The 22,929-nt window shown below is 73.5% G+C and carries 18 protein-coding genes; 4 read left to right on the top strand and 14 right to left on the bottom strand.

Annotated features, from left to right (window positions below):
* Window positions 1–87 precede the first annotated feature (87 nt).
* From SM793_RS12995 to rsmH, 13 genes are all read right to left on the bottom strand, one after another.
* Window positions 88–894 (bottom strand): YggS family pyridoxal phosphate-dependent enzyme, encoded by an 807-nt coding sequence (locus SM793_RS12995; RefSeq protein ID WP_320438294.1) that lies wholly within the window; start codon window positions 892–894, stop codon window positions 88–90.
* Window positions 894–1,625, bottom strand: coding sequence for a peptidoglycan editing factor PgeF (gene pgeF / locus SM793_RS12990; protein ID WP_320438293.1), 732 nt, complete (start codon window positions 1,623–1,625; stop codon window positions 894–896). The genes SM793_RS12995 and pgeF overlap by 1 nt, the downstream gene beginning before the upstream one ends.
* Entirely contained in the window at window positions 1,622–2,851 is a 1,230-nt protein-coding gene (gene ftsZ, locus SM793_RS12985; protein WP_320438292.1) for a cell division protein FtsZ, read from the bottom strand. Before ftsZ ends, pgeF begins: the two co-directional genes overlap by 4 nt.
* A 410-nt stretch (window positions 2,852–3,261) precedes the next feature.
* Entirely contained in the window at window positions 3,262–4,038 is a 777-nt protein-coding gene (locus SM793_RS12980; protein WP_320438291.1) for a cell division protein FtsQ/DivIB, read from the bottom strand.
* Window positions 4,031–5,137, bottom strand: a complete 1,107-nt coding sequence (gene murG / locus SM793_RS12975; protein WP_320438290.1) for an undecaprenyldiphospho-muramoylpentapeptide beta-N-acetylglucosaminyltransferase — start codon at window positions 5,135–5,137, stop codon at window positions 4,031–4,033. The genes SM793_RS12980 and murG overlap by 8 nt, the downstream gene beginning before the upstream one ends.
* 6 nt (window positions 5,138–5,143) lie before the next feature.
* Entirely contained in the window at window positions 5,144–6,520 is a 1,377-nt protein-coding gene (ftsW, locus tag SM793_RS12970; RefSeq protein ID WP_320438289.1) for a putative lipid II flippase FtsW, read from the bottom strand.
* Window positions 6,521–6,594: 74 nt separating this feature from the next.
* Window positions 6,595–8,067: a UDP-N-acetylmuramoyl-L-alanine--D-glutamate ligase gene (gene murD, locus SM793_RS12965; protein WP_320438288.1), complete on the bottom strand. Its 1,473-nt coding sequence runs from the start codon at window positions 8,065–8,067 to the stop codon at window positions 6,595–6,597.
* Window positions 8,064–9,125, bottom strand: coding sequence for a phospho-N-acetylmuramoyl-pentapeptide-transferase (gene mraY, locus SM793_RS12960; protein ID WP_320438287.1), 1,062 nt, complete (start codon window positions 9,123–9,125; stop codon window positions 8,064–8,066). The genes murD and mraY overlap by 4 nt, the downstream gene beginning before the upstream one ends.
* Window positions 9,125–10,525, bottom strand: coding sequence for a UDP-N-acetylmuramoyl-tripeptide--D-alanyl-D-alanine ligase (locus SM793_RS12955; protein ID WP_320438286.1), 1,401 nt, complete (start codon window positions 10,523–10,525; stop codon window positions 9,125–9,127). The genes mraY and SM793_RS12955 overlap by 1 nt, the downstream gene beginning before the upstream one ends.
* Window positions 10,522–12,087 carry a UDP-N-acetylmuramoyl-L-alanyl-D-glutamate--2,6-diaminopimelate ligase gene (locus tag SM793_RS12950; protein ID WP_320438285.1) on the bottom strand — a complete coding sequence of 522 codons (1,566 nt, stop codon included), beginning with the start codon at window positions 12,085–12,087 and terminating at the stop codon, window positions 10,522–10,524. The genes SM793_RS12955 and SM793_RS12950 overlap by 4 nt, the downstream gene beginning before the upstream one ends.
* A gap of 93 nt (window positions 12,088–12,180) precedes the next feature.
* The gene (locus tag SM793_RS12945; protein ID WP_320438284.1) at window positions 12,181–14,517 is read right to left on the bottom strand and encodes a peptidoglycan D,D-transpeptidase FtsI family protein; all 2,337 of its coding nucleotides are present in this window, start codon (window positions 14,515–14,517) and stop codon (window positions 12,181–12,183) included.
* On the bottom strand, window positions 14,514–15,095 hold the full coding sequence (locus SM793_RS12940; RefSeq protein WP_413815944.1) for a cell division protein FtsL: 582 nt from the start codon (window positions 15,093–15,095) through the stop codon (window positions 14,514–14,516). The genes SM793_RS12945 and SM793_RS12940 overlap by 4 nt, the downstream gene beginning before the upstream one ends.
* A gap of 72 nt (window positions 15,096–15,167) precedes the next feature.
* Complete coding sequence (rsmH, locus tag SM793_RS12935; RefSeq protein WP_320438283.1) at window positions 15,168–16,142, bottom strand: 16S rRNA (cytosine(1402)-N(4))-methyltransferase RsmH; 975 nt, start codon at window positions 16,140–16,142, stop codon at window positions 15,168–15,170.
* Window positions 16,143–16,648: 506 nt separating this feature from the next.
* On the opposite strand from rsmH, the gene SM793_RS12930 reads away from it, so the two are divergent.
* The 4 genes from SM793_RS12930 to SM793_RS12915 all read left to right on the top strand — a co-directional run bounded on the left by SM793_RS12930 (window position 16,649) and on the right by SM793_RS12915 (window position 22,327).
* Window positions 16,649–17,191 carry a beta-class carbonic anhydrase gene (locus tag SM793_RS12930; RefSeq protein ID WP_045938197.1) on the top strand — a complete coding sequence of 181 codons (543 nt, stop codon included), beginning with the start codon at window positions 16,649–16,651 and terminating at the stop codon, window positions 17,189–17,191.
* A 306-nt stretch (window positions 17,192–17,497) separates the two neighbouring features.
* Window positions 17,498–18,544: an AAA family ATPase gene (locus SM793_RS12925; RefSeq protein WP_413815943.1), complete on the top strand. Its 1,047-nt coding sequence runs from the start codon at window positions 17,498–17,500 to the stop codon at window positions 18,542–18,544.
* A 1-nt stretch (window position 18,545) separates the two neighbouring features.
* Window positions 18,546–19,868: a DUF58 domain-containing protein gene (locus tag SM793_RS12920; protein ID WP_320438282.1), complete on the top strand. Its 1,323-nt coding sequence runs from the start codon at window positions 18,546–18,548 to the stop codon at window positions 19,866–19,868.
* Complete coding sequence (locus SM793_RS12915; protein ID WP_320438281.1) at window positions 19,865–22,327, top strand: DUF3488 and transglutaminase-like domain-containing protein; 2,463 nt, start codon at window positions 19,865–19,867, stop codon at window positions 22,325–22,327. Before SM793_RS12920 ends, SM793_RS12915 begins: the two co-directional genes overlap by 4 nt.
* A gap of 87 nt (window positions 22,328–22,414) precedes the next feature.
* Here the strand turns inward: SM793_RS12915 and SM793_RS12910 are convergent, their stop codons facing one another.
* Window positions 22,415–22,807: a DUF3040 domain-containing protein gene (locus SM793_RS12910; protein WP_320438280.1), complete on the bottom strand. Its 393-nt coding sequence runs from the start codon at window positions 22,805–22,807 to the stop codon at window positions 22,415–22,417.
* Window positions 22,808–22,929 lie beyond the last annotated feature (122 nt).

Raw genomic sequence — 22,929 nt, 5'->3', positions numbered from 1 at the left:
GCTGCGATCCACGGTTGGCTAGCGCTCCGATAAGCTGCTAGCTTCTGTCCTATTTTGTCCTGCAGTCTGATCTACTACCCGGTGACGTTACCTGAGGGGTGACCGCACTCCGAGTACCGCCGTTCCGACGCGCACATGTGTCGCTCCGGCGGCAATGGCCTGCTCCAGGTCGCCGCTCATCCCTGCCGAGACCATGGTGGCAGCCGGATGGGCCGCTCGTACGGCGGTTGCGATTTCCGCCAGCCGATCGAAGGCCGCGGCCGGATCGCCGGCCAGCGGACCCGCGAGCGGAGCGACCGTCATCACACCGTCCATGCGCAGTCCGGGCGTGTCGGCGATCGCGTCGGCCAGCGCGAGGACCTCCTCGGGGGCGACCCCGGCGCGGTGCTCGCCCTCGCCGGCCTCCTTGTCCAGCGCCACCTGCACCAGGCAGCCCAGGTCGGCGCGTCCGGCCTTGGCGACCGCGGCGCCGAGGGACTCCACCAGCCGCCCCCGGTCCACCGAGTGGACGTAGTCGGCGTACCGGACGACCGAGCGGACCTTGTTGGTCTGCAGCTGGCCGACGAAGTGCCAGTCAAGAGGAAGGTTTCTGCACTGCTCCGCCTTGGGTGCGGCGTCCTGGTCGCGGTTCTCCGCGACATCGGTGGCGCCCAGACCGGCCAGCAGCGCGGTGTCCTCGGCGGGATAGGTCTTGGTGACCACGATCAGCCGGACCTCGTCGCGGGCCCGCCCGGCGGCGGCGCAGGCGTCGGCGATCCGCCGCTCGACGACCTCCAGGTTGGTGCCGAGCTCCTCGTAGCGGGCCCGCTGGCCCTCCGTCAGCGCGTCCAGCCAGGACTTGTCCAGGAATCGGGCGGAATCGCCCGGGAACGGTCCGAAGATGTCATTCGTCATCAGTGTGAAGAGCCCAACCAGACGTAGCTCGCGAGCCGGCCCGTGCGCTGCTCGCGCCGATAGGAGTAGTGGTCGGCGGATTCGAGGGTGCAGACCGGTGACAGCACCGGCCCGTTGACGCCCGCGGCGGCCAGCTGGGCCGCGACTCCCGCCGGCACGTCCAGGGCCGGGGTACCCCAGGAGGTCACCGCGTGGGCCGCGGGCACCCGCCCGGCGACCTCGGCCCGGAGCTGCGCGGGCACCTCGTAGCAGCGGCCGCAGACCGCGGGTCCGGTGGCGGCGGCGATCCGCGCGGGTTCGGCGCCGAGCGCCACCATCGCCCCGACCACCGCCGGGACCACTCCGGCCGCGAGACCGGGCCGTCCGGCGTGCGCCGCGCCGACCACTCCCGCGACCGGGTCCGCCAGCAGCACCGGGGTGCAGTCCGCGGTCAGCACCGCGAGCGCCAGCGGCCGGTCGGTGACCACGGCGTCGACCGCCGGGGCCTCCCCCGCCGGCTGGCGCTCCGTCACCACGGCGACGTCCGCCCCGTGCACCTGGTTCATCCACACCACGTCGGCCGGGTCGAGGCCGAGCTCGCGGGCCGCGATCGCCCGGTTCTCCAGGACGGCCGCCGGGTCGTCCCCCACCGCGCCGCCGAGGTTCAGCTCCCCGTACGGCGAAGTGCTCACCCCGCCCCACCGGGTGGTGAAGGCGAAGTGAGCACCGTCGCGGACCGCGTGGTCGATCACTTAAGGAAGTCCGGCACGTCGAGTTCCTCGGCCTGGCTCTCCACGAACGGCTGCCGGGCCGGCTGCACCTGCGGCGGCACCGGGGCGGCCGTGGTGGTGGCCGGCGACTCGGCCGAACGGGACGAGGAGGCGCCGTCGCCGTCCGAACGGGAGGTCACCGAGCCGATGCCGCCGTACGCGGGCCGGCCGGACGGGCGCTCGGGGGTGCCCGAGGAGGCCGGCGGGTTGGCCGGGGTCGCGCTCGCCTTGACCACCGGGTCGCGGACGATCGCCGGCGGCTGACCGCCGTCGAAGCCCGCCGCGATGACGGTGACCCGGACCTCGTCGCCCAGGGCGTCGTCGATGACGGCACCGAAGATGATGTTGGCCTCGGGGTGGGCCGCCTCGCTGACCAGCTGGGCGGACTCGTTGATCTCGAACAGGCCGAGGTCGGAGCCGCCGGAGATGGACAGCAGCACGCCGCGGGCGCCGTCGATCGAGGCCTCCAGCAGCGGCGAGGAGATCGCCATCACGGCGGCCGCCTTGGCACGGTCCTCACCGCGGGCCGAGCCGATGCCCATGAGCGCCGAACCGGCGTCCGACATGACGGACTTGACGTCGGCGAAGTCGAGGTTGATCAGGCCCGGGGTGGTGATCAGGTCGGTGATCCCCTGGACGCCGGAGAGCAGCACCTGGTCGGCGGAGCGGAACGCGTCCAGCACGCTGACCTGGCGGTCCGAGATGGACAGCAGCCGGTCGTTGGGGATGACGATGAGGGTGTCGACCTCCTCGCGCAGGGAGGCGATGCCGTCCTCGGCCTGGTTGGCGCGCCGCCGGCCCTCGAAGGTGAACGGACGGGTGACCACGCCGATGGTCAGCGCGCCCAGCGAGCGGGCGATGTTGGCGACCACCGGCGCGCCGCCCGTGCCGGTGCCGCCGCCCTCGCCGGCGGTGACGAAGACCATGTCGGCCCCCTTGAGGACCTCCTCGATCTCCTCGCGGTGGTCCTCGGCGGCCTTCCGGCCGACCTCGGGGTTGGCGCCGGCGCCGAGGCCCCGGGTGAGTTCACGGCCCACATCGAGCTTGACGTCGGCGTCGCTCATGAGGAGGGCCTGCGCATCGGTGTTGATCGCGATGAACTCGACGCCCTTGAGACCGACCTCGATCATCCGGTTGATGGCGTTGACACCACCGCCGCCGATACCGACGACCTTGATGACTGCGAGGTAGTTCTGCGGTGCTGCCACGTCGAAGGCCTCTCGCCTCGAATTTCCAGGTCGGCCCGAATGCCCGATCAGGGCCGGACCGACGGATGTCGATGGGTAGGGAGCCTGGTTCCTGACGTAATGTCCGAAATGCCGACCGCCGACCCCAACCCTAAACTTGACCTTTAGGGTTAGTGCTGTGCCTCTGTCAGATCACCAGGGAACACAGTCTGGTGAGACAGGACACTAGGTGGCTCCGGCCACGTGTTTCAACGAACACGCCGAGCTTCCCTTTTTCTTTTGAGCCTATGTGATCATCGACCGGCGGATGACACCGGGGTGACCACCAAGGGTCGAGCCGACACGAACCCGCGTCAACCCCGCCCGCAGCCCGCCGCCTTCGTTCCGACGACGCGCTCCGCGCAACACCCTTGCGCACAGAACCTACCGGATCATCCGGACACCGCAGGCGCGCCCGGAGCGCTCACGTCGAAGTTCGTACCCTTCTGACGCAGCAGCGCCACCAGCACCCGGGCTTTGCGATCCGTCTGCTCGGGACTCCCCCAACGCACCGTCGCACCCCCGGCCAGCTGCAGCTGGATGTCGTCGTACGAATGCACCAGAACGGCCCCGGCCCGCTGGCGGACCTCCTCCGGCAGCCCGGCGGCCACCGCCACCGCGCCCTCCACCAGCTGCGCGCGGCCGATCACCGACTCGGTGTCCAGCGCCTGCTGGCTGAGCCTCAGCTCCACCACCGGGACCCCGGACGGGGCGGCCGGCTCGGTGGCGAAGCTCACTCCGGCGGCGTCGACCTGGGTGAAGCGACCGTCCTCGCCCTTCACCGCCGCGACCGCCGTGCGCTGGGTGACCTTCACCCGAAGGGTGTTCGGCCAGCCCCGCCAGACCTCCGCCGCGGCCACCCGGGGGATCGCCGCCACCCGCGCGCGGGCGTCGTCGAGGTCCACCCGGGCCAGCGGCCCCGAACCGACCCCGCCGATCGCCGTCCTGACCTCGTCGGCCGTCAGCCGCTCGTCCTGGAGGCCCTGCACCGCGACGGAGCGCACCTCCAGCACCGAGGAGAGGAAGACCAGCCAGGACAGCACCCCGAACAGCAGTGCGACCAGAGCGCCCAGCACCACCACACCCCGCCGGGAGAGCCGAAGCCGAGGAGCGTGCTCCTCGGCTTCGAACTCCTCGTCCAGGGGGTCGGCGAGCCGGGCGTCAGCCACGACGGCGGCCGCCCCGAGCGGCCTCGATGGCCTCGTAGACCATGCCGACGAGCAGCTCGTCGGCGTCCCGGCGGCCGAACTCGGCGGCCGAACGGCTCATGTCCCACAGCCGCTGCGGGTCCGTCAGCACCGGCAGTACGTTCTGCAGCACCCAGTCCGGGGTCAGCTCGGCGTCGTCCACCAGCAGGCCGCCGCCGGCCTTCACCATCGGCTGCGCGTTCAGCCGCTGCTCGCCGTTGCCGATCGGCAGCGGCACGAAGGCGGCCGGCAGGCCGACCGCGGCCAGCTCGGCCACCGTCATGGCGCCGGCCCGGCAGAGCATCATGTCGGCCGCCGCGTAGGCGAGGTCCATCCGGTCCAGGTAGGGCACCGCGCGGTACGGCGGCATCCCCGGGATGTCGTCCACCTGGGGCAGCTCGTTCTTCGGGCCGACCGCGTGCAGGATCTGCACCCCGTACTGCTGGAGCCGGGGGGCGATCGCGGTGATCGTCTCGTTCAGCCGGCGGGCGCCCTGCGAGCCGCCGGTGACCAGCAGGGTGGGCAGCCGCTGGTCGAGGCCGAAGTAGTGCCGCGCCTCCGGGCGGGCCGCGTTCCGGTCCAGGGTCGCGATCGTCCGGCGCAGCGGGATGCCGATGTACCGGGAGTCGCGCAGCTTGCTGTCCGGCGTGGAGACGGCGACGAAGTCGCTGTACCGGGCGCCGATCTTGTTGGCCAGGCCGGGCCGGGCGTTGGCCTCGTGCACCACGATCGGCACCCCGGCCCGCTTGGCGGCCAGATAGGCGGGCATCGCGACATAGCCGCCGAAGCCGACCACGGCGTCCGCCTTCACCCGCTCGATGATCTCCTGGGCCGCCCGGACGGTGCCGCGCAGCCGGCCCGGTACGGTGATCAGCTCGGGGGTGGGCTTGCGGGGCAGCGGGACGGCCGGGATCAGCTCCAGGTGGTAGCCGCGCTCGGGGACCAACCGGGTCTCCAGGCCGCGCTCGGTGCCGAGGGCGGTGATCCCGACGGACGGGTCGTGCCTGCGGAGGGCGTCCGCGAGGGCCATGGCCGGCTCGATGTGACCGGCGGTCCCCCCGCCGGCGAGTACGACATGCACCGAAATTCACCGCTCCCTGCGTGCCGGTCCTGGGACCGGGCGCGCTGTGGTTCGTCGTCGTGGCAGCACCCGGGCCAGCTGTTTCCTGATCCGGGAGTTCTTGCTCCGGGCGGCCAGGGCCGCCTTCGCGCCCGAGCTGCTGCGTGCCAGGCAGAGCAGCACCCCGATCGCGGACATGGCCGACAGCATGGCGGAACCGCCGTAGGAGAACAGCGGGAGCGGGACGCCCGCGATGGGCAGCAGTCCCAGCGCCGACCCCAGGTTGATCACGGCCTGAGCCATGATCCAGGTGGTGGCGGCCCCCGCGGCGTACCTGACGAAGGGATCCCTCGTACCGATGGCCACACGGATACCCGCGTAGCCTAGTGCCGCGAAGAGGCCGATCACCGACAGCGTCCCCACCAGACCCAGTTCCTCGCCGGTGGTGGCGAAGATGAAGTCGGTGTGCGCCTCCGGCAGCTGGCCCCATTTCTCGACGCCGGCGCCGAGTCCGGAGCCGAACAGGCCGCCGAGGCCGAACGAGTAGACGCCGTGCAGGGCCTGGAAGCAGGCGCCGGCCGGGTCGAGCTTGGTCACCCCGATGCAGGAGAGCCGCTCGGCCCGGTGCGGGACGGTGACGACCAGCGCGGTGCAGACCACCACGGCCACCCCGAGGGTGGCGACGAACAGCCGCAGCGGCGCTCCGACCATCCACAGCAGTCCGAACAGCATGGCCACCAGGATCATCGTGGTGCCCATGTCGCCGCCGAGCATGATCAGCACGATCAGCAGCAGGGTGCCGGGCACCAGCGGGATCAGCAGGTGCTTCCACTCGCCGAGGGTGCCTGTCCGGTGCTTGCGGGCGAGCAGGTCGGCACCCCAGAGCACGAGGGCGAGCTTGGCGAACTCGGAGGGCTGGAACTGGAACACGCCGAAATCCAGCCAGTTCCGGTTGCCGTTGACCTCCATGCCGATGCCGGGGATCGCCACCAGCACCATGGCCCCGATCACCGCGAGCATCACCGGGTAGACGATCACCCGCAGCACGGCCACCGGGACGAGGGCGAAGCCGAGCAGCAGCGCGAAGCCGAGCACCACGGCGAGCAGCTGCTTGTAGAAGTAGAACTGGGTGGAGCGGTGCTGGCCCAGCGCGAGGATCTGCGAGGCCGAGAAGACCATCATCAGACCGAGCACGACCAGCAGCAGCACCGTGCCGGCGATCAGCAGGTACGGCGTCAGCGGCCGGTCCAGGGTGTACCGCGCGCGGGCCCGGAAGGCCTGCACCCGGGCCAGCGGACCGGCCGACTTGTAGGCGGTGGTGGTGGCCGAGATCACCCGCAGGGACTCGGCCGGGCGGCCCTTGTCCGGCGCGCCCGAAGCACCCGCCCTGCCGCTCGCGGCCACAACGCTCCCCTTTTTTCGTGCCTCGTCGGCCTCCGGCCGGGCGCGGCGACGGCGGCCGGAGGCCGTCCGTCCCGCTACTGGTCCCGGTCCGCCAGCTCCCGGACGGACGCGGCGAAGAGGTCTCCGCGCTCGCCGTAGTTGGTGAACATGTCCATCGAGGCACAGGCCGGGGCCAACAGCACCGTGTCACCCGTTCGGGCGAGCGAAGCGGCCGCGCGGACCACCTCGGTCATCGCCACCGCGCCAGTCTGGCCCTCGGCCGCCTCGATCACCGGGACATCCGGCGCGTGTCGCGCCAGCGCCTCCCGGATCAGCGCGCGGTCCTCGCCGATCAGCACGACGGCCCGCAGCCGCTCGGCCGCGCCTTGGACCAGGTCGTCGAAGGCCGCGCCCTTGGCCAGGCCGCCGGCGATCCAGACCACCGGCCGGTACGCGGCCAGCGAGGCCGCGGCGGCGTGGGTGTTGGTCGCCTTGGAGTCGTCGATCCAGGTGACCCCGCCGACCACCGCGACCTCGGCGATCCGGTGCGCGTCCGGGCGGAAGGCCCGCAGGCCCTCGCGGACCGCCTTCGGCTCCACACCGTAGGCGCGGGCCAGCGCGGCGGCGGCCAGCGCGTTGGCGATGTTGTGCGGGGCCGGCGGGCTGACGTCCTCGACCGAGCCGAGCTCGGCGGCGTTCTTGGCCCGGTCGGACACGAACGCCCGGTCCACCAGCAGGCCGTCGACGACCCCGAGGTTCGACAGGCCGGGCGCCCCGAGGCCGAAGCCGATGGCCCGGCAGCCCTCCTCGACGTCGGCCTCGCGGACCAGCGCCTCGGTGGCCGGGTCGGCCAGGTTGTACACGCAGGCGACGGTGTTGCCCTGGTAGATCCGGCCCTTGTCGGCGGCGTACGCCTCCATCGAGCCGTGCCAGTCCAGGTGGTCGGGGGCCAGGTTGAGCACGGCCGCCGAGTGCGGGCTCAGCGAGGGCGCCCAGTGCAGCTGGTAGCTGGAGAGCTCGACGGCGAGCACGTCGTACGGCTCCTCGGCGAGCACCGCGTCCAGCACCGGGACGCCGACGTTGCCGACGGCGGCGGTGCGCCGGCCCGCGGCGGTCAGGATCGAGGCGAGCATCTGGACGGTGGTGGTCTTGCCGTTGGTGCCGGTGACGGCCAGCCAGGGGGCCGGCTCGCCGGTGGCGGGGTGCGGCTTGCGCAGCCTCCAGGCCAGCTCGACGTCGCCCCAGATGTCGAGGCCGGCCCGGTCGGCGGCCTCGAACAGCGGGCTGCTCGGCGGCCAGCCGGGCGAGGTGACGACCAGCCGGGTGCCCTCGGGCAGGGTGTCGCCGTCGCCGAGGCGGACGGTGACGCCGAGCGCCTCCAGCTCGGCCGCGCGGGCCTTCGGCCCTTCGCCGGAGCCGCCGTCGACGACCGTGACCAGGGCGCCGAGGCCGTGCAGGACCCGGGCGGCGCTGATGCCGGAGACGCCGAGCCCGGCGACGGTGACCGGCAGGCCGGGCCAGTCGGGCAGGCCGGGGGCCGGGCGCCCGGACCGGTCGGAGTCGGTCATCCGGTCACCCATCCCGCGTAGAAGAGGCCGAGGCCGACGGCCACGCACAGGCCCTGGATGATCCAGAACCGGACCACGACCAGGACCTCGCTCCAGCCCTTGAGTTCGAAGTGGTGCTGCAGCGGGGCCATCTTGAAGACGCGCTTGCCGGTCATCCGGAACGAGCCGACCTGGATGATCACCGAGAGGGTGATGATCACGAAGAGGCCGCCCAGCAGGACGAGCAGGATCTCGGTGCGCGAGCAGATCGCCAGACCGGCCAGCGCGCCGCCGAGGGCCAGCGAGCCGGTGTCGCCCATGAAGATCTTGGCGGGCGAGGTGTTCCACCAGAGGAAGCCGAAGCAGGAGCCCATCAGGGCGGCGGCGACCACCGCGAGGTCCAGCGGGTCGCGGACGTCGTAGCAGTTGGCGGTGGCCGAGGAGACGTAGGCGCAGCTCTGGCCGTACTCCCAGACGCCGATGAAGGTGTAGGCGCCGAAGGCCATCACCGAGGCGCCGGTGGCCAGGCCGTCCAGACCGTCCGTCAGGTTGACGCCGTTGGAGGCCGCGGCGATCAGGAAGTACGCGAAGATGACGAACAGGACGGGGCCGACGGCCCACTCGAAGTCCCGGACGAAGGAGAGGTGCTCCGAGGCCGGGGTACGGCCGGCGTTGTCGGGGAACTGCAGCGCCAGCACCGCGAACGCCAGGCCGACGATGGACTGGCCGGCCAGCTTGGCCTTGGCCCGCAGACCCAGGGAGCGGCGCTTGACGACCTTGATGTAGTCGTCGAGGAAGCCGACCAGGCCCAGACCGGTCGTCAGGAACAGCACCAGCAGGCCGGAGGCGGTCGGGCTCTCGCGCGTTATCGCCTTGGTGGCGAAGTAGGCGATCAGGGTCGCCAGGATGAACGCGATGCCGCCCATCGTGGGCGTGCCCTTTTTGCTGTGGTGCGCCTTGGGGCCGTCGTCGCGGATGTACTGGCCGTAGCCCTGCCGGGCGAGCAGCTTGATCAGCGCGGGGGTGCCGGCCAGCGACAGGATCAGGCCGATCATGCCGGAGAAGAGGATCTGCTTCATTACTCGGCCGCACCGTCCGCGAGGAGGGCCTCGGCCACCTTCTCCAGCCCCACCGAACGGGACGCCTTCACCAGCACCACATCCCCCGGCCGAAGCTGACTGCGCAGCAGTTCGACCGCCGCGTCCGCGTCGGACACCAGCACCGACTCCTCACCCCACGAACCTTCGTTCCTCGCGCCCAGTTCCATGCAGGCCGCCTCGCGTCCGCCGACCGCCACCAGCTTGGTGACGTCGAGCCGGACCGCGAGCCGCCCGATGGCGTCGTGCTCGGCCAGGCTGTCCTCGCCGAGCTCCCGCATCTCGCCGAGCACCGCCCAGGTGCGGCGGCGCTCCGGGCCGCGCCCCCCCATCGAGATCAGCGCCCGCAGCGCGGCCCGCATCGAGTCGGGGTTCGCGTTGTAGGCGTCGTTGACGACGGTGACACCATCGGCCCGGTCGACGACCTCCATGCGCCAGCGGGACAGCGCACCCGCCTCGCTCAGCGCTTCGGCGGTGTCGTCGACGGTCATCCCGAGTTCCATCGCCACCGCTGCGGCGGCGAGGGCGTTCGAGACGTGGTGCTCACCGTACAGGCGCAGCTGCACGGGTGCGGAACCGGCCGGGGTGCTCAGCGTGAACGATGGACGTCCGGTGGAGTCGAGGCGAACATCCTGTGCCCGGACCCCGGCCTCGGCGGACTCGCCGAAGTACACCACCCGGGCCTTCGTCCGGGAGGCCATGGCGCGCACCAGGCGGTCGTCCGCGTTGAGGATCGCGACGCCGTCGGCGGGCAGGGCCTCGACCAGCTCGCCCTTGGCCTCCGCGATCGCCTCCTGGGAGCCGAACTCGCCGACGTGGGCGGTGCCGACGTTGAGCACCAGGCCGATCCGGGGCGGGGTGATCGAGGTGAGGTACTCGATGTCGCCCTTGTGCCGGGCGCCCATCTCCAGCACCAGGTGCCGGGTGGTGTCCTCGACCCGCAGGGCGGTCATCGGGTGGCCGATCTCGTTGTTGAGCGAGCCCGGCGGGTAGACGGTGTCGCCCAGGCGCTGGAGCAGCTGGGCGACGAGGTCCTTGGTGCTGGTCTTGCCGGCCGAGCCGGTCAGCGCGACCACGGCGGCGTCGGCGCGGCCGACCACGGCGCGGGCGAGCTTGCCGAGCGCGTCCACCACGCTGTCGACCAGGACGGTCGGGCCGCCGACCGGGCGGGAGGCCAGCACCGCGACGGCGCCGGCCGCGAGCGCCCGGTCCGCGTAGTCGTGGCCGTCCACGTGCTCGCCGGCGAAGGCCGCGAAGAGCCCGCCGGGGCGGACCTTGCGGGAGTCGACCTCGACCGGGGCGGTCACCAGGGCGTCCGGGTCGGCGTCGGCCAGGGTTCCCCCGACTGCGGCGGCCACCTCGGCGAGGGTCAGTGCGATCACTGCTGCTCTACTCCTCGGGTGCCCCGGGCGGCCGTGGTCCGCGCGATGGATTCGCGCAGCACCTCCCGGTCGTCGAAGGGGCGGATCTCGTCTCGTACGTACTGGCCGAGCTCGTGGCCCTTGCCGGCCACCAGCACGGTGTCGCCGGCCTGGGCCCGGGCGACCGCAAGCTCGATCGCCTCGGCGCGGTCCGGCACGACCAGGACGGCGCCGCGCTCGGCCTCGGGCACCTCGGCGGCGCCGTTCAGCATGGTGGCGAGGATCGCCAGCGGGTCCTCGCTGCGCGGGTTGTCGCTGGTCAGCACGGCGGTGTCGGCGAGCCGGGCGGCGATGCCGCCCATCGGGGCGCGCTTGTGCGGGTCGCGGTCGCCGCCGCAGCCGACCACCACGTGCAGCCGGCCCTTGGTGACCTCGCGCAGCGAGGCGAGGACGGCCTTCAGGGCGTCCGGCTTGTGGGCGTAGTCGACCACCGCGACGTACGGCTGTCCGGCGTCCACCCGCTCCAGCCGGCCGGGCACCCCGGGGACGGCGGCGACACCGGCCACGGCCGACTCCAGCGGGAGTCCGGCGGTGGCCAGCAGCACGATCGCGGCCAGCGCGTTGGCGACGTTGAAGGGGCCGGGCAGCGGGACGGCGGCGTCCGCCTCGACGCCGCCGGGGCCGAGCACCCGGAAGGTCGAGCCGACCGGGCCGAGCTGGACGTCCACCGCGCGCCAGTCCGCCTCCGGGGCGCCGGTGGCGGAGAAGGTGGCGACCGGGATCTTCGCCTCGGCGGCGAGCCGGCGGCCGTAGGCGTCGTCCAGGTTGACCACGCCGGAGCGGGACTTGCCGGGCTGGAAGAGCCTGGCCTTCGCCTGGAAGTAGTCCTCCATGTCCGGGTGGAAGTCGAGGTGCTCGGGGGTCAGGTTGTTGAACAGCGCGACGTCGTAGACCACACCGTCGGTGCGGCCGTAGACCAGGGCGTGGCTGGAGACCTCCATGGTCACCGCGTCGGCGCCGCGCTCCCCCATCACGGCGAGGATCGCGTGCAGGTCGGTGGCCTCGGGGGTGGTGCGCTCGCTCTTGATCCGCTCGTCCCCGACCCGCATCTCCACGGTCCCGATCACCCCGGGGTGGCGCCCGGCGCCGCGCAGGCCGCCCTCGACCAGGTAGGAGGTGGTGGTCTTGCCGTTGGTGCCCGTGAGTCCGATCATCAGCAGCCGCTCGGAGGGGCGGTCGTAGACGGCTGCGGCGAGCTCGCCCATCCGGGCCCGGGGCCGGTCGACGACCAGCAGCGGCAGACCGGTGCCGGCCGCCAGCTCGGCTCCCGCCGGGTCGGTGAGCACCGCGACGGCGCCGGCCGCGGCGGCCTGTCCGGCGAAGGCCGCGCCGTGGTGGTTGGCTCCCGGGAACGCCACGTAGAGGTCGCCGGGGCGGACCTCGCGGGCGTTGTGGGTGACGCCGGTGACCTCGGGCCCCTCCACGGGGTCCAGGCCCAGCGATCGGGCGACCTCGGCGAGCGTCCGGGCGCCGGTCCGCGCGGGGCGGGGCGGGCTCACGGTGATTTGATCGGGTTTCGGCACGGCGGAGAGGCTATCCGCCGAAGGGTGTCCAGGGCCAAACCGGCCCTCTCGCGCACCGGCGGCCGCACCCGCCCGGTCGTTGTCCATGGTCGATCACGGCTTCCACTCGACGGGCAGGTTGGGCGCCTCGCTCCCGCTCGGCGGGACCTGGAGGGTCTTGAGGGTGAACTCCATCACCTGCTTGAACACCGGGCCGCAGAGCTGGCCGCCGAAGTGGCCGTTGACCGGGTCCTGGATCACGCAGGAGACGGTGACCCGGGGCTGGTCGGCCGGCGCGAAGCCGATGAAGGAGGCGGTGTACCCGCGGTACCCGCCGACCTTCGGGTCCACCCGGTTGGCGGTGCCGGTCTTGCCGGCGACCCGGTAGCCCGGGATCGCGGCCTTGCCACCGGTGCCCTGCTCGTCGGAGACGACCGACTCCAGCATCTCGGTGAGGGTCTTCGCGGTCTGCTCGCTCACCACCCGGGACTGCGCGCCCTCCGGGGCCGGGGAGTACTTGCCGTCCGGCGCGGTAGTGCCCTGGACCACGCTGGGCGCCACCCGCACACCGCCGTTGGCGATGGTGGAGAACACCGAGGTCGCCTGGAGCGCGTTGACCGACAGGCCCTGGCCGAACGGGATGGTGTACTGCTTGGACGCCTTCCAGTCCTCCGGCTTGTCGAGCAGTCCGGCGGTCTCGCCGGGGAAGGCCAGACCGGTCTGCTGGCCGATGCCGAACTTCCGCAGGTAGTCGTGGAGGACCCGGTTGGCCTCGGGCTGGGTGGCGCCGAGGGTCTGGGCGGCCTCGATGGTGCCGATGTTGGAGGACTTGGCGAGCACTCCGGCCAGGGTCAGGTACCAGGTGTCGTGCTCGACGTCGTCCTTGAACGCCACGTCGCCGCGCACCAGCGGGTACGGCACGGTGACCTTGGTGTCCCAGGTGGCCTTGCCGGTGTCCAGGACGGCCGCCATGGTCATCAGCTTGGCGGTGGAGCCGGGTTCGTAGGCGTCCTGGAGGGCCGCGTTGCCGAGCTGCGAGTTCTTGGCCGTGCTCAGATCGTTCGGGTTGAAGCCGGGCGAGGTCGCCATGGCCAGCACCTGGCCGTTCCTGACGTCCTGGACGATCACATAGCCCTTCTCCGCCCCGGCGTTGGCGACCTGGTCGGTGATGGCCCGCTGGGCGGCCCACTGGATGTCCCGGTTGACGGTCAGCCGCAGGTCGGTGCCGGGCACGGCGGGCTCCAGCGAGCCCCCGGCGGTGGGCACCAGCCGGCCGCCCGCCTGGGCGTAGCTGCTGTGGCCCTCCTTGCCGGCCAGCTGCTTCTGGTACTGCTGCTCCAGGCCGCCCGCGCCCTCGCCCTCGGCGTTGACGAAGCCCACCAGGTTCGCGGCCAGCCCGTCGGAGGGGTAGACCCGCTTCTGGGTGTCCCGGTTGAAGACGCCGGCCAGCGGGTTGACGCACTCGTTGTCGACCCTGGTCCGGCCGCCCTCGTCGACGGACTTGTTCAGCAGCCGCTTCTGGGCCTGGCAGGCGCGCGAGCCGGCCTGCTTCTCCAGGCTGGACTTGAGGTCGGTGATCTGGTTCTTGACGTCCGGGGTCTGCTGGGCGGCGAGCCGCTTGTAGCGGGTCTTCGGTGTGCGCAGGTCGGTGGCGAGCTTTTCCTTGGGCACGCCGAGGATCGGCGCCAGCAGCGCGGCGGCCTGCTCGGGGGCGTCGGGGAGGCCGGTCGCCCCGGGGGTGAACATCGCCGGGTCGGCGGTGATGTCGTAGGCGTCCACGGTGGTGGCCAGCGCGACGCCGTCGGAGGACGTTATCGAGCCGCGCTCGGCGGTGATCGGGATGTTCAGGTAGCGGTTGGTGTTGGCGTCGGAGGCCAGCGCGTCCGAGTCCAGCAGCTGGAGCTGGACCAGTCGTCCGGCGAAGACCGAGAACACCACCGACAGCACAACGGTGATCACCCGCAGCCGGCGGCGCGGATCGGCCAGCCGGATCCCCCGGGAGGCCGGACGGCGCTGCGGGGGGCGGCGGCGCGGCGGCGCGCCGGCCGGCGGGCGCCCCTCGGCGCGGCGCTGCTGCGGGGGGCGTACCCCGCGCGCGGCCGGGCGGACCGTCGCGGCCGACGGCTGCCCGGCGCGCGCGGGGCGGCCCTCGGCGGACTGCGGACGGGGCCGGCCGCCCCTGGCCGGCTGGTCCTTGGGGGACTGCCCGCGCGTGCCCCGGCCCTTGGCGGCCGACGGGTCGGGCGGCTGCGCCCTGGGAGGTCGGGGCTTGGACGGCTGGGGCTTGGACGGCTGGGGCTTCGCGGGCTGCGGCTCGGGGCTGCGGGCCCGCCCGGCGGCCGGCGGCTTGCCGCCGGACTGTCCGCGCGCGGCGCCCGGGCGCGGCGCGGCGCCCTTGATCGTCCGGCGCCCGCCGGCGCCGCCGCCGGAGGGCTGACGGGGCGTGCTCATCGGGCGCCACCCCCGCCCGTGGCCGGGCCCGGCCCGGCCGGGCCGGGGTTGACCTGCACGGTGACGTCCCCGCCGGTGCCCGGCACGGTCGACGGCGCCGGGGTGGCGGCCGGCCCGGGCGCGGCCGGCGAGAGCTGCGCACTCGGCTGGGCGGCCGGCTGGCCCGGCGCGGGCTGCTTCCCGGGCCACGGTTCCACGGTGGACCGTTTCACCGGCGGGCTGTCCTGGGCCGGCTTGGGCGTGCCGACCACCGCGCCGCCGTTCGGCAGGTCGAGGAAGGCCAGCCCGCCGGCCGGCACCATGCCCAGCTCGACGGCCCGGCGCGCCAGCGCGTCCGGCGCGGAGTTCTGGTCGATCTGGTGCTGGAGCCCCTGCTGCTCGTCGGTCAGCACGGTGGTCTGCCGGTTCAGCCGCGACAGCTCGAAGGAGCCCTCGTTGAGCGCGGTGTTCAGGGCGAGCAGCCCGAGCAGCCCCGCCCCGAGCAGCAGCACCACCAGCACCGCGAACGGCGTCCGCCCCCGTACCGACCGGCCCGGGCGCACGGTGATCCGCGCCCTGCCGCCCTGCCCGGGGAGCACCCGGCTCCCCGCCCCGCCTCCGGCCACCGGCCCCACTGCCTTCCTCCGCCCTTCGGACCGCCCCGGTTCCGGTCAGCCCCGGGTGCTTCGGTCCCTGATCCTCTCCGCCACCCGCAGCCGCACGGGTGCGGCACGCCGGTTCTCCTCGATCTCCTCCTCGGTGGCCTGCTCGGCACCGCGGGTGATCAGCTTGAGCCAGGGCTGGTGCTCCTCGGGGACGAACGGGAGCCCCCGCGGCGCGGTGCTGGTCGCGCCCGCCGCGAGGTACTGCTTGACCAGGCGGTCCTCCAGCGACTGGTAGGACATCACGACGATCCGTCCGCCGAGCGCCAGCACGTCCAGCGCCCCGGGGATCGCCCGGTCCAGGACCTCCAGTTCGCCGTTGACCTCGATCCGCAGCGCCTGGAAGGTCCGCTTGGCCGGATTGCCGCCGGTCCGGCGGGTGGCGGCCGGGATGGCGTTCCGCACCAGATCGACCAGACGCGCGCTGGTGGTGAACGGTTCCTTCTCGCGCTCCCGGAGGATGACCGAGGCGATCTTCCCGGCGAACCGCTCCTCGCCGTACACCTTGAGGATCCGGGCCAGCTGGCCGTGGCTGTAGGTGTTGAGCACCTCGGCCGCGCTGATCCCGCGGGTCTGGTCCATCCGCATGTCCAGCGGCGCGTCCTGCGCGTACGCGAAGCCCCGGTCGGCCTCGTCCAGCTGCATCGAGGAGACGCCGAGGTCGAACAGGATGCCGTCGGCCCTCGGGATGTCCAGGCGGTCCAGCACCTCGGGGATCTCGTCGTAGACCGCGTGCACCAGGGTGGCCCGGTCGCCGAAGCGGGCCAGCCGCTCGCCGGAGAGCTTGAGGGCAGCCGGGTCGCGGTCCACCGCGACCAGCCGGACGTCCGGGAACTGGGTGAGCAGCGCCTCGCTGTGTCCGCCGAGGCCGAGCGTGGCGTCCACGACCACCGCGCCGGGCCGGGAGATCGCCGGGGCGAGCGCGTCCATGCACCGCTGCAGCATCACCGGGACGTGTTTGGGACCCGGGTCGTTGGTGGTCATGCGCTGTGGCGCCCTTCCTCGGTGCGAAAGCCGCCCGACGTCCGGGGAGCCCCGCCCATTCTGTCCCACGGGGAGGTGGAGCCGTCGCACGGGCCGGGCCGCGCGGCCCGTGGTCCCCGCCCGCTCCTGGGGAAGGCCGTGCCCGCCCGGCGCCGGGGAAGGTGCGCCAGGTGGTACGGGGAGCGGGTGGAGGCCGCGGGCCGCGTCGGTCGCGCACGGCCGAAAAGGCCCGGTTGACGGGCCTCGGCGGGTGTGCTCCACTGCGCCGCAACTCTATCGCGCGCGCCCCTCCAGTCAATGGTCCGCTCCGGCGCACCACCCGGGCGGCGGTACGGATCACCGCAGGTCGCGAGGGTGCTCGTGGCACATGCCGGCCGCCGGGCCCCGACCTGGCGGACGACGGGCGCCCCCACGGACGACGTTGTGGATATGCCCTCGGTCACAAGCGCCCGCTCTGTAGCAATCAGCCCCACCACGACCGGGTAAATCGCACTAACGTCTTCTCCATGACAGTGACCCCCGACCGGCCCACGCCGACCGCCGCTGCCGATTCCGCCACCCCGACCATCATCGACCGCTTCGTCGCCTCCAACCGCGACTACGCGGTGACCTTCCGGGACGGCGGCATGGACGCCCGCCCCGTGCAGAAGATCGCCGTGGTGGCCTGTATGGACGCCCGCCTCGACCTGTTCGCCGCCCTCGGCCTCGAACTCGGCGACGCCCACGTCATCCGCAACGCGGGCGGCGTGGTCACGGACGACACCATCCGCTCCCTCACCATCAGCCAGCGCGCCCTCGGCACCCGCTCGGTCGCGCTGATCCACCACACCGGCTGCGGCCTGCTCGGCCTCACCGAGGACTTCCGGCGCGAGCTGGAGCTGGAGGTCGGCCAGCGCCCGCAGTGGGCGGTCGAGGCCTTCGTGGACCTCGACGGCGACGTCCGGCAGTCCATGCAGCGGGTCCGCACCTCCCCGTTCCTGCTGCACACCGACGACGTGCGCGGCTTCGTGTTCGACGTCCACACCGGCCTTCTGCGCGAGATCGACTGATCCCTGCCCGCCCGACCGGCCCGGCCAACGGCGTCCGGGCCGCCGGACACCCCCCGCCCGGCGCCGGGGAAACCGGCGGGCGGCGCCTCCCGGAGGCGGGCGGACGGGAACAGGGTGACTTCCTCCGCCGCGCAGGGGAGAATGCGCCTGCCGGTCTGACCCCGAACCACCTGGGGCGGCCTGCCGCAGGCCGTATCCCGGCACCGGCTCCCCCACACGGAACCGCGACCGGAGAGGCCGCGTCCAGCATGGGGTGGGGGCCGGGCTCGGACGGAGCCGGTCGTTGGTGTGCCAGGGAGCGTACGGGTGACGAGCTACAGCGATCAGGCCGGTCTCGACGGTCGTGCGGGAGGCGACCAGGAGGCGGCGGAACACCGCCCGATCGGTCTGCCGGAACTCGCCGCCGTCGTCGACCGGATCCGGGCCAACATCGAGAGCGTGATCGAGGGCAAGCCGGAGGCCGTCGGGATCGCGCTGACCGTCCTGCTCGCCGAGGGCCACCTGCTGCTGGAGGACGTGCCCGGCGTCGGCAAGACCATGCTGGCCAAGGCGCTCGCCCGCTCGGTCGACTGCACCGTGCGGCGGATCCAGTTCACCCCGGACCTGCTGCCCTCGGACGTCACCGGCACCAACATCTTCGACCAGCAGCAGCGCGACTTCGAGTTCCGGCCCGGCGCGATCTTCGCCCAGATCGTGGTCGGCGACGAGATCAACCGCGCCTCGCCGAAGACCCAGTCGGCGCTGCTGGAGTCGATGGAGGAGCGCCAGGTCACCATCGACGGCACCAGCTACCAGCTGCCCTCGCCGTTCATGGTGGTCGCCACCCAGAACCCGGTGGAGATGGAGGGCACCTACCCCCTCCCGGAGGCCCAGCGGGACCGCTTCATGGCCCGGATCTCGATGGGCTACCCGAGCCCCGAGGCCGAGTTCGCCATGCTCGACGTGCACGCCGGCGCCAGCCCGCTGGACGACCTCCAGCCGGTCGCCCACGCCGCCGACATCCTCAAGCTGATCGACCTCGTCCGCACCGTGCACGTCGCCGACCCGGTCCGCCGCTACGCCGTCGACCTGGTCGGCGCCACCCGCAACAGCCACGAGCTGCGCCTCGGCGCCTCCCCCCGGGCCACCCTGCACCTGGTGCGGGCCGCCCGCGCCGCCGCCGCCCTCGACGGCCGCGACTACGTCACCCCGGACGACATCCAGCGCCTCGCCGTGCCGGTACTCGCCCACCGTCTGATGCCGACCGCCGAGACGCAGCTCAGCCGCCGCACCTCCGAGCAGATCGTCACCGACCTGGTCGCCCGACTGCCGCTGCCGCGCCCGCAGGGCGGCGCGGCCGTCCGGAGGGCCTGAGGTGGGCCCGTCCGACGAACCGTCGGGCCTGCGCGCCGGCCTGCGCGGCCTCACCACCCGGGGGCGCTCCTTCCTCGCCGCCGGACTGACCGCGGTGGTCTGCTCCTACCTGCTCGGCCAGGACGCGCTGCTGCGGGTCGGGGTACTGCTCGCCGCGCTGCCGCTGGCCGCCGCGCTGCTGCTGGCCAACACCCGCTACCGGGTCGCCAGCGGCCGCCGGCTCAACCCGCACCGTTCGGTCGCCGGCCAGGAGGCCCGGGTGCACCTGCGGGTGGACAACGTCTCCCGGGTACCCACCGGCCTGCTGCTGCTGGAGGACAAGGTCCCGTACGTGCTCGGGCCCCGGCCCCGGTTCGTGCTGGACCGGGTCGAACCGCGCGGCCACCGCGAGGTCTCCTACCGGGTCCGCTCCGACCTGCGCGGCCGCTACCCGCTCGGCCCGCTCCAGCTGCGGCTCTCCGACCCGTTCGGGATGTGCGAGCTGAACCGCTCCTTCGCCGCCTCCGACGTGCTCACCGTCGTCCCGCAGGTGCTGCCGCTGCCGCAGGTGCGGCTCACCGGCGAGTGGGCCGGGCAGGGCGAGAGCCGCACCCGCTCGCTCGCCCTGGCCGGCGACGACGACGTCATCCTGCGCGAGTACCGGTCCGGCGACGACCTGCGCCGGGTGCACTGGAAGTCCACCGCCCGCTACGGCGAGCTGATGGTCCGGCGCGAGGAGCAGCCCCGCAGGGCCCGCGCCACCGTGCTGCTGGACACCCGCGAGACCGGCCACCGGGGCAGCGGCCCGGCCTCCTCCTTCGAGTGGGCCGTCGCCTGCGCCGCCTCGGTCTCCGTCCACCTGCTGGAGCGCGGCTACCAGACCCGCCTGCTCACCGACATCGGCCACGCCGTCCCCGGCCTCGAGGGGGACGGCGGCCACACCGCCGCCGACACCTCCGGGGTGATCCTGGACGCGCTCGCCGTCGTCGACCTCTCCGACGGCGCCGGGCTCTCCCGCGCCGAGGAGCCGCTGCGGGCCGGCGGCGAGGGCCTGCTGGTGGCCGTCCTCGGTGAACTCGACGAGGAGCAGACCGCCCGGCTCGCCCGGCTGCGCGGCCGGACCGGCGGCGCCGTCGTCCTCCTGCTCGACACCGGCACCTGGGCGGGCCTGCGCATGCTCGCCCCCGACACCGGCGGCGAGGAGTTCCGCGACCGGGCCCGCCGGCTGCGCGAGGCAGGCTGGACGGTGCTGACCGTCCGCGCCGGCGACTCCCTTCCCGACCTCTGGCGCGCCGCCGACCGGCCCGAGTCGTCCGCCCCCTACCGAGAAGAGGCCGGCGCGTGACCACCCGGGCCAAACTGACCGTGTACTCGGCGCTGGCCACCGCCCTGGCCGCGCTGTGCCTCACCCCGCTGCTGACCACCAAGGGCTGGATCACCCACGCCTTCCTGGTGGTCGCGGTGGTCGCGGCGGTCGGCGCCGGGCTGCGGCGCACGCCGTTCTACCGGTGGACCGTCCCGGCCGGACAGCTGCTGGCGCTGTCCCTCCTGCTGCTGCTCGGCTTCGCCTCCTCGGTCGCGGTCTTCGGCGGCCTGGTGCCCGGCCCCGAGTCGGTCCGGCTGCTCGGGCGGACCCTCTCCCAGGGGCTCCACGACGTCCGTGACTACGCCATCCCCGCCCCGCCCAGCCCCGGGCTGCGGCTCATCCTGGTCGGCTCGGTCGGTCTGATCGCCGTCGTGGTGGACACCGTCGCGGTCACCTACCGGCGCTCGGCCCTGGCCGGGCTGCCGCTGCTCGCGCTCTACTCGATCGGCAACGGCCTGGCCGGGGACGACGGCAACTGGCTCTGGTTCGCCACCGCCGCCGCCGGCTATCTGGTGCTGCTCTTCGCCGAGGGCCAGGACCGGGTCTCCCGCTGGGGCCGGGTCTTCCGCGGCTCCGAGCGGGACGGCGAGGGGAGCGGCACGCTCGGCCGGAGCGGCCAGCAGGTCGGCGTCCTGGCGCTGGCGCTCGCCCTGCTGCTTCCGGTCTTCCTGCCGCGCTGGGACTCCGGCCTGGTGCACACCGGCACGGGCACCGGTGCCCGTGCCGGCGGCGCGGTCAGCAGCCTGGACCCGCTGATCACCCTGACCGGCGCGATCCCCAAGCCGCGCAACGTCGAACTGTTCAGCTACAAGTCCGACAGCCCGGCCGCCGACTCCACCTATCTGCGCACCGGTTCGCTGGACGTCTTCGACGGCAGCAGCTGGAAGCGCGGCTCGTCCGCCACCGTGCCGTTCACCGGCACCTTCCCCGCCCCCGAGGGGCTGGGCAGCATCGACCTGGCCGAGCAGTTGAAGGCCGAGGTCCGGATCGGCCCCCAGCTGGACGACGCCTGGCTGCCGATGCCCTACCCGGCGGTCGGCCTCACCCTCCGCGACAACTCCGCCTGGCAGCTCGACCCGGTCACCTCCAGCCTCCTGCCCGCCAGGGAGAAGGCGATCAAGGGCCTCAACTACACGGTCACCGCACTGGACGTCCGGCCGACCGCGACCGTCCTGCGCACCGTGCCGACCGCGCCCGAGCGGATCCGCGACCAGTACCTCGTGGTGCCGCGCGACCTGCCGCCGGTGGTCCGGGACACCGCCCTGCGGGTCACCGGGAAGGCGAGGACCGGGTACGACAAGGCGGTCGCCCTGCGCGACTGGTTCACCGGCCCCGACTTCACCTACGACGCCACCACCAGGACCGACAGCGGCAGCGACGCGATGAAGGACTTCCTGGAGCGCCGCCGCGGCTTCTGCGTCCACTTCGCGTCGACCATGGCCGTGATGGCCCGCACCCTGGGCGTCCCGGCCCGGGTCGCGCTCGGCTTCACCCCCGGCAACACCAAGGGCAACAACGTCTACGCGGTGACCGACGCGATGTACCACGCCTGGCCCGAGCTGTACTTCGAGGGCTACGGCTGGCTGCGCTTCGAGCCCACCCCGACCCGCGGCGTCCAGCCCGACTACTCGGACCCGGTCTCCTCCCCGGCCACCCAGCCGACCACCCAGCCGAGCGTCGAGCCGCAGGCCAGCGCGCCGGTCCAGCTGCCGTCCGCCAACCCGGACTGCGACGCGAAGCTGCGCCGGACCGGCGACTGCGGGGAGCGGCGCGACAGCGCCGGGGGCGCCGGCGAGGAATCCTGGCTGCTCTCCGGGAAGGTCCTGGCCGGCCTGGCCGCGACCGCGCTGGTGCTGCTCCTGCTGCTCACCCCGATGGTCTGGCGGGCCCGGCTGCGCCGGCGCCGGCTGGGCGGGGGCGGGCGGCGGCGCCCCGGCGGGCCGGGACCGGTCCCGCTCACCGACGCGCAGGTGCTGGCCGCCTGGGACGAACTGGTCGACTCCGCCTGGGACCTCGGCATCCCGCCGGACGACTCGCGCACCCCGCGCGCCGCCGCCCGCCGGATCGCCGACGCCGCCGAGCTGGACGAAGGCGCGACGGCGGCCGCCGGACGGGTGGCGCTGGCCACCGAACGCGTGCTCTACGCCCGTTCCGCGGAGGTCGGGGAACCGCTGGCGGCCGACGTCAGGGCCGCCAGGAACGGCCTGCGGGCGCACGCCGGACGGCGCGGCCGGATCAGGGCGCTGCTGCTGCCGGCCTCCTCCGCGCAGTTGCGGTGGCGGATCTCGGAAGCCCTGCTGACCGCCCGGCTGGCGGTCGGCGGCCGGTTCGCCCGGACGGTCGGCGCGGTCACCGGGCCGGTCCGCCGGCTGGCCACCCGCCGGCCCGGCCGGAGTGGCCGGAGCGGCCGCGGCGGGACCGGTGGCACCGGGTCCTGAACCGGGCCCGGACGTACGGAGGGCGGGCAGTCGGTCGACTGCCCGCCCTCCGTACGTCCGTACCGGCGGTGGTACGGACCTCAGGTCTCAGAATCCGCCACCGGCCTGCTCGTCGCGCCGGCGCTGCCAGCGCTGCTCCACCCGGTCCATCATCCCGGCCTTGCGGCGCGGCACGGCGGCCGGACCGGGAGGCTGCGCCTGCCCGGCGGGACCGCGGCGCCAGCCCGTCACGGCGAAGACGGCGCATCCGAGCATCACCAGGAAGCCGACCACACTGACCCAGATCTGGTTGGGTACGACCATGCCGCCCATCAGCAGGCCGATACCGACCACGAAGCCGCCGACGGCGAGATAGACCCGTCGCCGGGTGTAGGTGCGCAGACCGGTTCCCTCCAGCGCCGTAGCGAATTTGGGATCTTCGGCGTAGAGCGCTCGCTCCATCTGGTCGAGCAGTCGCTGCTCGTGCTCCGAGAGCGGCACGGAGTCCTCCTACTCGTCGGTCGCGGGTGCGACCGGTCCGCCGCCCCGGTCGGGGTGGCAAGTCCAATCAGCCTTCAGAACACGCGGTCGGACGCCTGTGCGGGGGCCCGGGCCCGTGTCGT

This window comes from Kitasatospora purpeofusca (genome assembly GCF_034043715.1).
Taxonomy (GTDB): Bacteria; Actinomycetota; Actinomycetes; order Streptomycetales; family Streptomycetaceae; genus Kitasatospora; species Kitasatospora purpeofusca_A.
The sequence above is the reverse complement of the archived record's forward strand: the minus strand, read 5'-3'. Positions and strand labels throughout refer to the sequence as shown.

Bases quoted from the DNA above. Each gene is read 5' to 3' on its own strand.
- SM793_RS12995 (WP_320438294.1), bottom strand. From the start codon at position 894: ATGACGAATGACATCTTCGGACCGTTCCCGGGCGATTCCGCCCGATTC.
- murD (WP_320438288.1), bottom strand. From the start codon at position 8,067: ATGACCGACTCCGACCGGTCCGGGCGCCCGGCCCCCGGCCTGCCCGAC.
- mraY (WP_320438287.1), bottom strand. From the start codon at position 9,125: ATGAAGCAGATCCTCTTCTCCGGCATGATCGGCCTGATCCTGTCGCTG.
- SM793_RS12945 (WP_320438284.1), bottom strand. From the start codon at position 14,517: ATGAGCACGCCCCGTCAGCCCTCCGGCGGCGGCGCCGGCGGGCGCCGG.
- rsmH (WP_320438283.1), bottom strand. From the start codon at position 16,142: ATGACCACCAACGACCCGGGTCCCAAACACGTCCCGGTGATGCTGCAG.
- SM793_RS12930 (WP_045938197.1), top strand. From the start codon at position 16,649: ATGACAGTGACCCCCGACCGGCCCACGCCGACCGCCGCTGCCGATTCC.